The sequence below is a fragment of the Alphaproteobacteria bacterium genome, from assembly GCA_020638555.1.
Lineage (GTDB): Bacteria > Pseudomonadota > Alphaproteobacteria > Bin95 > Bin95 > JACKII01.
Map to the genome: position 1 here is coordinate 279,537 of JACKII010000004.1, position 14,168 is coordinate 293,704.

Sequence of the window (14,168 nt, forward strand, 5' to 3'; positions counted from 1 at the left end):
CCAAGCGCCGCCGGCGAAGCCTCTCACTCGCCGGCGAAGCGTCTGACTCGATTGACCCTACCGGGTTCGCGAGTTGCGTCCGGCCGACGCAACTGTTAAGTTTCGACTAACGCATATTGCGCTTCGAATAGAACGATCTGAGCGGCGAGGCAGGATGGGGAGCGGCTCGTATTTCGATTTTTTCTGGGATCGCGCGGCCGGACTCCTCATTGTGGACATGGTCAGAGCCGCACACACCAGCGCCGCCTTGCTGGGCTTTCGCTTCGTGGCCGCGTCCGCCGAAGAGCCCGCCCGGACCATCGCCGTCGTTCCCTTTGCACCGGGACAGGATTCCACCGCCGGCTATTTCGTCCTGTCCCTGCCCGACATTGAGGGCCTGCAGCTGTCGGTTCTGCCGATCGTCGATCTGACCCGTCCGCATGTGCCGGACGATGCCCTGACCGACCGCATCACGCTGAGCACCAATGCCGACAGCACGGCTCCGGCCGAGCGCACGGTCTGGTCCATCATCGCCGAGGACGGCGAAGGCGCGCTGGAGATCCGCGGCGAGCACGACCGTGCCAGCGACCACCGGGTTTCGGGCCTTTACCTGTCCGAACGCCACGGGGCTGCGGTGTTTCCCGCCCGCTCGCTGGCGGGAGGGACCGGCGCGCATCGTTTGCAGGTCCGGGTCTCGCATCGCTTCGACCCCGAATGGCGCGAGGACCTCTATGAGGTCGTGGTGTCGCCCGACCCCAGGCGGCACCTCGCCGTCCCGGTCACGTTGCGCATGGATACCATCCTGGCCGCGGCGGAAGCCTGCAAATACCTGGAGAACGGCCCCCAATTCCGCCAGGAACCGAGCCTCAACCTGCAGGAATGCGTGCTGGACCCGGACGGCTCCGAGTGCCGCTTCGCCATTCCCGGACCGGTGGTCGACTATCTGGGCGAACAACGACAAGGGCACACGCTGGGGTTCCTCGACCGGATCCTGCTCTGGTCCGACCCGCCCTGCACGTTTGAATTCATGACCGCCGACCAGGAATCCGCCACCCCGCAGTCCGACGGCATGCTGCTGCTGGTCTCGCTGGGCGGTCGCAATCTGCGGACGGACACGGGCAAGCTGCGCCGGATCATGCAGGACCTGGTCGGTTCGGACGCCTCGCCCCGTCCGGACCATTGGTATCCGAGCCTGCCCTCTCTGGGGCGATACCTGAGCGCGTCGGATCAAAACCCCTGCACCGCAATCGCCGAGTTTGCCTTCGCTGTCTGCGTCCGCGATCTGAGCGCGGCCATCGGCAGCATGACGGTGGAGCGGCTGCGCCCGGCCTCGATCCGGGACTACGCGGCGACGGCACCGGTCTACGAACTGCTTCGGCACGCTCCGTTCGATGCGGTCGTGTCGAACCTGTCGGCCGTATCCGGGCCTCTCTCCACGCGCGATCGGGCCCTGGAATTGCTGTTCGAACTCGGAGCGGCAGCGCTCAAGCAATATGTGTCGCCCCGGCCCAACCGGGACGCCTCTGGCCACGATGGGATCACGCAGGCCGCAGACCACTGGTTGGGCGCGTTCCATGACCTGCCATGGGATTTGATCCAGCTGTCCCTGTATCCGGAAGTGGCCGACGCGATTCATCTCGGCATCTGGCCCGACACCGATGATTATAGCGACTTCGCCTCCCGGTTCCTCGATCACCGGCAGGATGCCGAACGCTATCAGCACACCCGCAGCCGTCTCGAAGGCTGGCTGGGGATGCGGATGGGCGAACTGGCACCGGCCCTGCCCCTGGACCGGCTGGCGGCGGCGAACGCGACCGCGGCCCGGTTGGAGCACCATCTGGTCGAGGCGATCGTCGCGGCCGGTCGGCGGGTGGGCGTGCGGGCCGAAATGACCGTCGTCTCCGGCCAATTGCCGGCGTTCCCGGACGGCCTGACCGCGCCCGGCCCGACCGCCATGGCGGCCCAGACCCTGTTTCAACGGCAGATCCGACAGGCACAGGGCGATGCACCGGCGGCGGGAGCCCTGGACGGTCCGGCGCTGGCGCCGCGGGTCGCCGAGTTCCTGGTGGCCATGATCGACGAGGACTGCCGGTTCGTCGACCGGGCCGTGTCGGCGCTGGACGTGACCAATCCCGCAATGGTCCAGGCGGAACCGGCGCCGGCCCTGGCCGGCGTCGCGGAGCCTCGGCTGGCGTATCGGCCGGCCCCCAGCCTCCTGGACCCGGATCTGGCCGCCTGGCTTGCCGAGCCGACGTCGCTGCATCCGATCATCGAACAATGGCGCGAGGCGATCAAGGCGCAGATCGGTTGATTATTTGCATAGGGCCGCTTGGAGACCCTCGGTTCGGTGCTCCATAATGGCTGGTCTTGGGGACAATAGGTAAGGAGTTCGCGCGGTGGCACTGGACGGACATTTTCGCCCGACCCTTTTGGTGGGGATCGGCGGAACCGGTTCCAAGATCGCAGAAACCATCTTGGAAACCGCTCGCAAGAACGACCGGGCCCTGAGTTCCAGGATTGGCATCCTGGCGCTCGACACCGACCTGAATTCGCTGAACGATCTTCAGCATGTCGAGCGGCGCTCGCGCATCGCGTTCTCCCGTCCGGAAACCATCTACCGCCTGCTGGAGCGCAATGCCGGGGTCGAGCGGACCTGGTGCTATGCCCGCAATGCCCCGGAAATGTCCGAGGCCATTCGCGGCATGTCGCTGATCGAGGGGGCCGGGCAAATCCGCATGCTCACCCGCCTGGCCCTGCACGACGCGTTCGCCCATGACGGGTTGATGATCACGCTGGAAGACGCCATCAGCCGCCTGGGCGTGCACGATTCCGAGCAGGATTTCGCCGGCTCCATTCACGTCCTGGTCGTGGGGTCGCTGGCGGGCGCGACGGGCTCGGGCGCGTTCGCACAACTGGCCCTCGCCATCAAGCTCGCGGCCCGGGAACGGGAGGTCAACGCAACCGTGCGCGGGGTGTTCCTGCTGCCGGACGTCTATGCCCGCGGCGGTTCCTTGCCGCGCACGCAGATCCCGAACGTGCTGGCCAACGGCTATGCCAGCCTCAAGGAGTTGAACGCGTTCAACGTGCTGGCCTCGCTGCCGCAACGCCGGGCGAACTTCACCTTCGAATACGCGCCGGGCCAGATCCTGAGGCAGGGCGAGATGCCCTACAGCGCCGTGACCTTCATCGACTACGAGAACTCGACCGGCGGTTCGATGGGCCGCGGCCTGACGAGCTATATCGATATGGCGTCCCGCGCCGGCTATCTGATGATCTTCTCGCCGCTCGGCGCCAATTACGGCTCGGTCACGGTGAACGATGTGCGCCAGAAGCTGGCGGCGGCTTCCTCCGGCACCAACAATCTCTATTCCGGCATCGGCGTCGCCGCGGTCAACTACCCGATCGACAGCATGCGCAGCTTTCTGGCGAAGCGGCTGGTGCTGGAAAACCTGCGGGGCGACTGGACCCGGCTCGATACCGCCTTCCGCAACCAGATCGCCCGCTACAAGGAGCAACTGGCCGACGGCCGCAGCGCCGAAGAAGAGCCCGACATTCGCGAGACCTATATCCGCGACCTGCACCAACTCGCCCACGAAGAACCCCGCATCCCGTTCTTCCGGCGGGTCTACGACACGCTGTTCCCGGAGATCGAGGACGAGCATACCTACGAGCGCACCGTCCGTCCCCTGCACACCGCCTATGCCTCGGCCGTCGGCGACTATGCGGTCCGGACCTTCTGGAACGAAGGCGACATGGCGGCGATCCGACAGCGCAGCGCCATCGACAGTTCCTCGCTGATCGACAGCGGCGGCCTCGTCGACACCGTCCGCCGCGCGGAAGCCGAACTGGACCGCGACTTCCGCTCGCTGGAAGCGGCCTTGCAGAGCCGGCCGGACGACATTTTCCTGAATGCCACGGTATCCGCCGACAATCTGGGACAAAACCAGTGGGCGGCCCACCACCTGCAAGCCTATCTGATCCAGAACAGCCCGCATCCGGTCGCGGTGCGCGCCTTCCTGTTCCATCTGCGCAAGGAGTTGCAGGCCCGGCTCGCCGCCATCGACACGCGCGACCTGCGGCGGAAACTGTTCGGCCTGGCCAATATCTTCCGCGACGACGCGGAATTGCAGGCCAACCGTGCCAACCCCTCCACGCGCAGCAGCAGCCGGGTGATCGACCTGGCGACCGAGGCGGAAGGCGGCGGCCTGCTGACCAATATTCTCGGCAATAAGACCAAGAAGAGGTTCGCCGGCGACTACGTCACCTATTACAACAGCACCGTGCTGCGAATGCGCGAATATGCCGAGGCGATGATCCGGGAGAAGGTCTACAGCCTGGCCCTGCACGATTGCGAGGAACTGATCCGCGTCTTTGCCGGACTGTTCGCCGAAATCGCCGAGATCGGCGGGGTGCTCAACCGGGAAATCGACCAGGAAAAAGCGGCTTATACCGGGCGCGGCGGCAATGACGGCAACACCTTTGTCTATGCCGATGCCGATTGCAAGGAAGACGCCTGGAAGCGCCTGAACACGATGGCGGCCGGGCTGAAGCTGGACGACACCGTCAACCGCCGCCTCGTCGAAGCGGTCTACACCAAATACCGCGAGGACCGGCGTGCCCGTCGATCGTCCAGCTTCAAGGATATCCGCGAACTGTTCTGGGAGAACGTGGTCATCCGGTTCGGCCAGACCGCGGTCGACGAGGACTATCGCAGCGTTTTCGACTTCTCCGTGGCCGAGGCCATGCGCCGGCAGTTCGCCGTCGAGGACCAAATCGCCGAAGGCCGCGGCGACCGCGCGGAAGGCGAAGACAGCTATGCGCGGCGCATGCGCGAAATCGTCGACCGGGTCTCGCGCCAGTCGGAACCCTTCCTCTCGTTCGTCAATCCGGATGCGGACGGGACGCCGATCAAGTTCTGGACCATCCATCCGGACGTCAAGGCCGCGATCAACAACAACCGCCTGTTCGAGGACATGTTCATCGTCCGGTCGGGTGACAACCCGATCGAAAAGCCGGAATTCTCGCCCTACGAGCTGATCTGCGTGAATCTCCGCGTGAATGTGGAGCTGCGGCACCTCACCAAGCTTCATATGGGCTCGGGCGCCGTCGCCAGCGTGCACGAACGCACGGAGGGACGCCTGGCGGACGCCTATAACGGCATGGTCGCCCGCATGATCGCCGCACGCCGGGGCCCCGGCCCGGGGGCGGAATTCACGCCGCATGTCGACAAAACCTGGCACCTGCCTGGCGTGCTGCCGGAAATCTTCTCGGAACTGGACGAGCGGATTTCCGAGGACAGCGCGTCCGCCTTCGCCGCCGCGCTGCTGCTCGGGCTGCTGCGCCGTGAAACCGAGTACGGCGAGCCGCAGGTGCGCTTCACCACCCGCGGCCAGGGCATGCCCGGTGCCATGGAGGAGATCATCGGCCAGTCGCACGACGTCTGGCAGATGTTCCGGGACTTCACCCACAACACGCCCGTCGTCCATGCAACCCGGGAGTTCTGGGATCACGCCCACGGCCGTTCCGCGGGGTCGCTGACGGATCACCCCGCCTTCGCTCCGCTGACCGACCCGGCCAGGCTGATCGAGTTGTTCAAACTGGTCGTCAATCGCATCGACGATACCGAAGCCCGGGACGAAACCGCGGTCGAATGCCTCGAAGCCTGGATCGGCCTGTTGCAGGACCTGGTCGCCGCCCAGCAGCCGACCCTCAGCCCGCGCGGGCACCGGCTGGAGGTGCAGAAGCTGGTGGATCGGCTCCGGCCCGACCTCATGGAAAGTCTGCACGCAGAAGGATACGGCCCTGAAATGGATCGTATTTTTGAGCGGGTGCTCGCGACCGCCTATGACAACATGTTTGCCGCCTAGCGCGGGGGATCGGGGTGGCCGTGCGCGTCAAATCGGTTGTCATCAACGGCGATACCGGTTGGGATTTCAGCCGGAATGTCTGGCTGCACGCGCTCGACACGTATCGGGCCGAAAGCAACACCCTGCTTTGGACGCTGGAGCCGGAGCGATCCGGCCACACCACCGCCGCCTTCTGGGGCGGATTTCCAGAGCACTATGACCGCTACCACGACTCCCTGATCGAGGAATGCGCCGAGTTGGCAGGTGGGCTGGTGACAAACGAGGACACGCGCCTGGCGGTGATCGTCGTGCTCTCGAAAGCCGACTTCCAGGCCTATGGCGCCTCGCCCATGCCCCGTCCGGCCGATATGACGCCCGAGGGAGAAACCGCGGTCAAAGCGCTCTCCCACCTGTTGGAGGAGGTCAACCGCCAGTCCGCCCACATGCCCGATACGGTCAGCGAGGCGCGCACGCGGTTGTGGTCGGCGATCGCCGTGCGGCAATGCGGCGACGACCAGCGCGACGGCGATACCGCCTGGCAGGTGCTGAACCGTCTGGGGCCGTCGAACTGCCGGCTTAATACCGTGTTCCTGCTGTCGCAAGGCCGCCTGCAGGACGAGGCGGACAATGCCGACGAAACGGTGTTCCTGAAGCTGCGGCTGCTTTTGGAACTGATGGCGAATTCCGAGCCGTCGCCGGGACGGGACGATGCGTGGCGCCAGTTCCGCCGCGATCCGACCGCCGGCGTTCCGTTGCAGCGCGGCGTCTACTGGGCGCGCATGCCCGAACGCTCCCCGCCGGAGGGGCTGTGCTCGGACGTGCTGCGGCAGACCCTGACCCTGTGGTCCCGCGAGATCGATCAGCGCCAGGACGGACAGCCCGACCGCAATGTAAAGGAGCGGATCGAGTCTCTGGTGCAAGACCTGCAACCGCTCGACCTGGACACGATCAAAAGCCGGCTGGTGGCCCATCAGGAAAGCCGCGGCCAGGCGGACGACACCGCCAGCCTCAAGACCAGGATCGTCGACTTCGATCGTGCCACCCGTCGCCATTGGTTTCATCGCAAACCGGTCTACGACCAGATTCTGCGCGAGAAGCGGGCCTTCCCGGCGCGCTTTCACGCCTATGCCGAACAGCGCATGGCGTCGGAGGAAAGCGAGCTGACCGCGCTCACCCGGGACGCATCCTCCAAGCGCAAGGATGCCCTGGCCTCGCTGCGCGAAGTGACGATCTCCGCCGGGGGGAAAGGCAAGCGCGAGGTCGAAGCGCCACTGCGCCTGCTGCGCAGCCGCCATGCCGACGCGGTGGCGCGGGCCCATTCCGCCCGCAGCCAATTGCGCGCGCATTTGGACGCGGAGCGGGACCGCATCGGCACGCTGGACCGGGCCTTCGACCGCCTGGCGGCCGCCGACCGCGAATTGCTGACGCTTTCCGCGGTCCGGACCTTCGGGCTGCTGATCCTCGCCTTCCTGGCACCGGTGCTGATTTTCAACGGCATTCGCCTGGCCGACGGCACGGCCGACGCCGCCAATTTCGAATTCTGGGCCCATGCGCTCAACTATCTGCTGTGGATCATGGTGCCGGTGTTCGGCGTCGCGGTGGTGGTCGGCCTGTTTGCCGCCCGGCGCCTGCGCACGGCGCGAAACGCCGCCCAATCCACCGTCATCACCGCACTGCAACGGGAAATCGAGCGGGTCGACGACATCAGCGCCGCCCGGGTCGGCGTCAAGGTCGCGCGGGACGACGCTGCCATCCTGCAACTGGCCATCAACCATCTGGAACCGGCGGAGCGCTGGAGCGACGTCAACGACCGCCGCTATTTTGTCGACGAACTGCTGGGCCACCAGCGCGAGCGCGGCCGGGCCGCCATCGCCGAAATCGACGAGAAGCGCCAGACGCTGGCGGAGGAAGCCCAGGGCCTGCTGCGCCAGGGACCGACCGACGCCGCGCGCGTGCAAGCCTTCCTGGCGCAGCACCACTTCACGCTGGACGGACAACTGAGCGTTGCCCCGCCGCTGTGGAACGGCGCCAACCTCACCTTCCCCAACCGGGTCTGCTGGCGGGCCGAGGTCGAACTGTCGGACCCGGGCCGATGACCGCCACCGCCTCTCCTTCCGACCCCCGGTCCATCGACCGCGCGCGCATCCGCCGCCTGGATATTCTGGGCGGCACGCGACCCCTGGCGTTCGTCCTCGGTCTGACGGCGCTGATCGTCGTCGTCGACCTTTTGTGCCTGCGCTTCATCTACGGATTGAGTCAGGCGTATTTTGTCGATTTCTTCGGCGATCCGACCGGGGATGGAGGGTTTGCGGCGGTCTTCCTGTTGATCTTCGGCGCGGTCCTCGTCTTGTCGCATGTCTGCTTTCGGCGCAGCCTGTGGTTCGGATGGATTTTCCTGATGCTCTGCCTCTCGATCCAAGCGCTGATCGGGGTGCACGGGCATATCACCGAATTCTTCGGCGCTCTCCAGCGCGCCAGCGCCAACGACGTGTTCAGCGGCGGTGTGGTCGCGTTTCTGATCGCGACCTGGGAAGGGGCGTCCCGGCTGCTCGTGTCCCATTACGACCCGGTCAGAGACGCGGTTCGGCTCGGCATCGGTGAAGGTTTCGCGCGTTCGCTGGTCTTGAACTCGATGCTGCTGATCGGCGCCGTCGGCCTCGTGCCCGTGGTGGCCCTATTGGGACTCGTCCTGGGATGGATTGGGCGGCGTGCCGGTCTGGTCGAGCCCAGGGCTGACGCTCATTCCCGGCACATCCGCGGCTATTTCCCCCTCTTGGGCATGGAGCGCACCATTGCGGTTTATGCCGGCATCGGCGCGCTGCTGTTCGCCGCGGCCGCCCCGATGCTGGTGCTGTTCATTCCGGGCTCCAAGCAGAATGCCGGCGAACTCGAGAACATCGTCTGGATCGGGCCGCTGGTGGTCATGCTGGAAATGGCCCGTCTGGCGCTCTATCGCGGCCCGGATACGCCGCCCGCGGCGGAGGACGCGCAAGGCAGCGAAGACAGCCGCCTGATCCCGCGGGTTCACGACTATCTGCTCAAAACCCTGCGGCGGAAGCACGCCGCACTGGTCATCCCGGCGGCGGCGGCGGGCTTGGCCGGTCTCCACGAGGCGTCCGCGGACGCCGGGGATGCGGCCCAGCCCTCCGGATTGCGGTATTTCCTTGAGACGCTGACGCCGCTGCACTTTTTCCGGCTGTCGACCCTGCTCGCCAGCACCGCGCTGGACCGCGGTCGCTCGGCCCTGATCGTCTGCCCGGCTGCGGTGAAACCGGAAGTGATCGCACGCTTCCAGGCCGCGCGCGGCATCGGCGAGCGCAGTGCCGGCGAACAATGGGTCGAACTCAACACGCAGAACCCGGACCGCAACGTGCCGATCGACGTCATCGTCGCCGCGCCGGAGGAAATCGAGACCCTGCTGGTGCGCAGCCAGGACTACCGGGAAGACCTGCGGCGGCTGGGTGCCATCTTCGTGCTCAACCTGGACCGCACCGATCCGGGCCTGCTGGGGATCAACCTGCGGCGGCTACGCAATGCCAGCAGCCACCCGAACGACCTGGTCTACATCGCCCAGTCGGAACCGCTGATCGATCAGGAAAATCGGATACAGCAATCGCTGCCGCGCACCTCGGCCGCCCGCATCCGCAGCGACCTGGAGCTTGCCGGAAAGACCAACCGCTACATCTCGATCTGGCTGCCGGAGGCGGAAGACTCCATCGACGACCCGGCCCACTGGCCGGTCGAAATCCAGGCGATCCTGGCGGCCAAGGAGGTAGACCCGGCAGTCGAGCCGTTCTTGTGGGACATGCGCCGGTCCTATCTGAGCAATCACTGGCACACCGTTCTGCCCCCCCTGCTGCGGGAGCAAAACCGGGAAGCCCTCGTCCCCGTCGTGCGCGATCTGGCTCCGGAACGCCTGGGGCCGCGGCCGGGAAAGAACACGGTCGCCGTGGTCGCGGGCCACGGCAATCTGGCCGATGCCCTCTCCCTCTCCTTCGCCAACGGCGAGGCCGACGACGCCCTGTGCGTCATCGCCATGATGGATTACCCGCTGGCACGGTTCCATTTCGACCGCTTCCGCACGAGCGTGGTCAATGCGCAGCGCAGCGACATCAGCAGCCGCGAAGCGCTCCGCCTGTTCCGCAACGCCTACGCTGCCATGAGCCCGAAACCGAATACCGGCCCGGTGGAACTGGCCCTTATGCTGGCCAACGAGTTTCTGGTTGCGAACCAGGCGGCGCTATCGGACCCGAACCGCGGCTGGCTGTCCCAATCGGCCATCGAAGAGTTCTGGCAGGGAGAGCCGGCAGAGGCGTTGCGGCAGTTGCGCATCAACACCACCAAGACAGGCTTGGTCCGCCTGTTCCGACTCTGCGTCGGCCATACCATTCGCATCGAACAGCAACGGGCCGCCAATCTGGTGCGGCGCTACAGGCTGCAAAATCCGCGCCAGATCGAAGGGGCGACCGTCAGCCGGTTGGCAATCCGCACCCCCAGCCTGGAACTGGGCTCGATCCCGGAGGCCGATCACGGGCTTTCCTATGCCAAGGACACCACCATCATCGTCGGCGCCGCCCTCTACCACGTGTCCGATGTCGACTCCGCCAAACAATGCCTGTGGGTGATGGAGGCGGACGGGAACGAACCCCGCTTCGCCTTTGTGCGATCCTACGCCATCGTCCGCGCCTGGCGGCGGGGCGATCCGGCAGACGCGGACGAGACGCACGACATCGCCGTCGATGCCTATTTCCAGGAGCGGAACAAACGCGTTCCGTTCGAACTGGCCAATGGCTATATCCGCGTTGCCCGCCGCACCTCGCTGGCCTATCGCTATGCCGGCCCGGTGACGCCCTTCCTGGGCGAGGAGCGCGGCCCGCAAAGCCTGCCTTGCCATGTGCCGCAACCGGCCCGGCTGCGCAGCGCCGCGCTGTTGCGCCTGTTCCACGACGGCGCAGGCACGCGGCCTCCACGCCGCACCGGTGCCGACCGCGGTGCCAACCGGCAGGAGGCCTGCGTGGCGTTTACCCTGGCGACAACACTGCAGGACACGCTCGCCTCTCTGTTCCCGGCCCACGCCCACCGCATCGCGGTGGTCTCGCCCCAGGCCGCCGGGATCGAGACCGACCTGGACGCCAACGGCAGGGGGTTGGACCCCCGCACCCGGTTCGCGCTGGACCGCCAACCGGTGCTGGCGGAACTGGATCCGCAACGCTTGGCCGTTGACCCGGAAGACGCGAAGCGCCGCTGCCGCCTGTCTGCCGACGCGACGCGCGCCTACGAACGCTATGTCGGTCAGTTTTTCGACCAGGCCCGGGATATCAGCCAGGTGCCGGTGGCGCCGGGCGCGACGCGCATGTTCTCGTTCATCGTGATCGAGGACAGCGATCATGATCTGGGCATCGCGCGCGTGTTCGTCGAGCGGCGGGAGCATGTGTTCAGAATCTGGGAAGAGTTCCTCGACCATTGCGTCCGGACCGCCACATCGCCCGACGACAACCCCTACGATTTTCACTCTGGCAAGGTCAGCGAAGCGTTTCGGTTTCAACCCGCCCTGGACGTGGTGCGCAATATGAGGCGCAACTAGCCATGCGATGGATCGTCCGCATTCTTGCCCTGCTGTTGCTGGCCGTCCATTCGCCGTCGGTCCAGGCCAAGATCGTCGGCATTCTGTTCGATACCAGCGGGTCGATGCGTTACAGCGACCAACTGCCATCCTTCGGCATGCAATTGCTGGCCGGCACGATTGACGGCCGCGCCGGTCACGACCGGGTGGTGTTGATGAATTTCAACGATTACCTCCGTCTGATCGAAGCGAACCCGCAATTGCTGCATGCGACGCCCGGCAACATCGAGCGGGTCCGCCGGCAGTTGGCCGCGGCGGGCACCCGCCCCATCGAGGTGCTGAACGCCAGGGCGCATCAGGATTTGGTCGACCAGGTCCGGCAGATGTTCGTCTCCATTCCCGATCTCGGCACGCCCTATGGGCCCATCGAGGTGATGCTGGCCACACTCGCCGGCCAGGTGCGGGACGATGAGCCCGCCTATCTCGTCATCGTCAGCGACGGCGAATACAATCCGCCCGGCCTGCCGCCCGCCGCCGCGTTGCCGGACCGCTTCCGCGCCTACAAGGACCGGTTTCCCGGCGGCCTCCGCGTCGAATACCTGTTCATCCGGCCGCAGGACCCGCAGCGGGCCGCCAAGCTGATGCGCAATGTCGACGACCAGGGTGTGCGAGACGCGCTGCTGTCCGTGTTCAACGATGGCTCGCGCCGGTCGGACGGCACCCCGGTCGGCGCCTGGACGGTTTCGAACGGCCGTCAGATGTGGGACGCATTGCGCGACATCATCGCCAGCGTCTCCGGCTCGAACCTGGGCGCCCAGCGGCGGTTCGTCCGATACGACGGCAACACGGTCCGGATCGAAACCCCGCTGTCCATCGCCCATGTGGTGGCGGTTTCGACGGCGCCTGCGGGCGTCCCTCCGGCCGAATGGCAGGATAGCAGTTTCGACCGTGCGCCCACGGCGACCCGTCGGATCGCCGCCCGCATGGACCACGGCGACGAAGCGCTGGCCGCCCCGCCGCTGCACGGCGTGGTGGAACACCAATGGTTCCAGAACGCGGTCGCGCCCGGACAATACGCCATCACCTTCAGCCGCCCGGTATCGGAGTCGGTGTTCCTGCTGTTCCAGACCCAGGCCGTGACCGACCTGCGGGTGTTCGACGCCGGCGGCAAGGAATTGCGCGCACCGCCCGGCTCCCCTATCCGCCTGATGGCGGACGGGACCTACACCTTCCAGGCGCAACTCTTCGACGGTGCCAGCGGCCGTCCGGCGCCGGTCGCTCTCTCGGGCATGCCGGATTCCCTGACCATGGCATTGCAACTGGCGGGGCCCGCGGGGCCGGGCCCGCAGTCCATGGAGGTCGACCGCGCCGGCAATCGCGGCGTCGCCACCTGGACCCCGACCCGCCGCGGCGCGGTCCAGGCGCGGAGCCAGGCCACCGTGCCGGGCTTTCTCTCCCCCCTCTCGCCGGTCGTTGATCTGGAGGTGATCTCCGGCGCCGCGGCGCTTTCGGTTTCTCCCCTCCAGCCCACGACCGGCTGCGACGGCTGCACATCCGACGCGTTGCGCTCCCGTGTCTCCCTGAATGGGCCGGATGCGGAACTGGCGACCTTCACGGTCACGGCACGGGGCGACCTGGACGGCGCCGTCACGATCGCGGCCGAGGACCTGCCGTCCTATGTCGAAATCCGCACGGATAGCGGCCGGAAGGTCGAGGCCGGGCAGCCCATCCCCATGGCCGCAGGCGAAACCCGCCGGTTTTCGCTCTGGCGCCTGGGCACGCTTGCCGGCTCGGACCTTCGCGACGGCAAGGCCGCGGCGCTGGCGTTTGCCGTCGCCCCGGCTGCGCCCTGGTCGGGAGAGGCGGTGACGGTCAACGCCACGCTGACCCTCGACGTGCCGCCGCTGACGCTGCGACTGGTCTCCGTCAGCCAGTCGTCGGAGCCGGGCTCACTGAACGGCTTGGTTGTCCCCGCCCGCGAACTCACCCGCGGCAACTTCTCCGCCCAGTACGCGCTCGACAACGCGGTGATCGCGCCCGATCCCGAAACCGCCGACGAGACCGTCGCCGTCAATGTGGACGGCCTGTTCGGCGGCCTGGTCGGTTCCGTCGGGCGGGTGGCCGATGCCCGGACCGCCGGCATTCTCGGCATCGATGTCCGCCCGGTCTCGTCCTTTTGGTGCCTCTGCTTTCTGGGCCTCGAACACTGGTACGCCGGCACCGACCGGCACGAGGCAACGGTGACCTATACCGACCCGCTGAAGCTGCAATCGGCGAGCAGCCGCCTGCCGCTCTATCTGCCGATCGCCTGGCAACAGACGGGGCTATCCTGCGCGCTGAACCTGCTCTACCTGCTGCTGCTGGTCATGCTGCTGCGCGGCGTTCTGGCCTGGGTCCGGACCAACCGTTTTCCGAGCCGGTCGGTGATCGAGGTGCAGGAAGGCCGTTCCCTGCCCCGGTTCCAGCGCCTGCGCGGCAACAACTATACCTGGGCCCGGGTCTGGTTCGCCCTCTTCACCGGCGATCCGCACGAGGTTCGCACCATCCAGGGCCTGCGCCTGACCGCGACCCCGGACGGGGCGCTGCTGGACCTTGCGGGCAAGTCCGTCCCACCCTGGACGTTGGAACGCATGGGCCAGACGTTCGAGGAATTGCGAGAACAGTCTCGCGATATGGAAACTTTCCGCTTAATCTGGGGCGATCGGTTGGAGCATACGGTCACGCGGGGTCTGGCCATTCGCCTGAAGCGAAACGTATCGGATGAATAGGGGCAGGATGCA

5 protein-coding genes are annotated in these 14,168 nt (G+C 66.6%); all 5 read left to right on the top strand.

What is annotated here, in order from left to right; translation table 11 throughout:
* Positions 1-73: 73 nt before the first annotated feature.
* The 5 genes from H6844_15310 to H6844_15330 all read left to right on the top strand — a co-directional run bounded on the left by H6844_15310 (position 74) and on the right by H6844_15330 (position 14,156).
* Positions 74-2,290 carry a hypothetical protein gene (locus tag H6844_15310; GenBank protein ID MCB9930769.1) on the top strand — a complete coding sequence of 739 codons (2,217 nt, stop codon included), beginning with the start codon at positions 74-76 and terminating at the stop codon, positions 2,288-2,290.
* Positions 2,291-2,375: 85 nt separating this feature from the next.
* A complete protein-coding gene (locus H6844_15315; GenBank protein ID MCB9930770.1) occupies positions 2,376-5,846 on the top strand; it encodes a hypothetical protein in 3,471 nt (1,156 codons plus the stop codon).
* A gap of 20 nt (positions 5,847-5,866) precedes the next feature.
* Positions 5,867-7,921, top strand: coding sequence for a hypothetical protein (locus H6844_15320; GenBank protein MCB9930771.1), 2,055 nt, complete (start codon positions 5,867-5,869; stop codon positions 7,919-7,921).
* Positions 7,918-11,409, top strand: coding sequence for a hypothetical protein (locus H6844_15325; GenBank protein MCB9930772.1), 3,492 nt, complete (start codon positions 7,918-7,920; stop codon positions 11,407-11,409). Before H6844_15320 ends, H6844_15325 begins: the two co-directional genes overlap by 4 nt.
* A gap of 2 nt (positions 11,410-11,411) precedes the next feature.
* The gene (locus H6844_15330) at positions 11,412-14,156 is read left to right on the top strand and encodes a hypothetical protein (protein ID MCB9930773.1); all 2,745 of its coding nucleotides are present in this window, start codon (positions 11,412-11,414) and stop codon (positions 14,154-14,156) included.
* Positions 14,157-14,168: the final 12 nt, after the last annotated feature.

Excerpts from the sequence above, each read along its gene's own strand:
- H6844_15325 (MCB9930772.1), top strand. The coding sequence starts at position 7,918 with ATGACCGCCACCGCCTCTCCTTCCGACCCCCGGTCCATCGACCGCGCG.
- H6844_15330 (MCB9930773.1), top strand. The coding sequence starts at position 11,412 with ATGCGATGGATCGTCCGCATTCTTGCCCTGCTGTTGCTGGCCGTCCAT.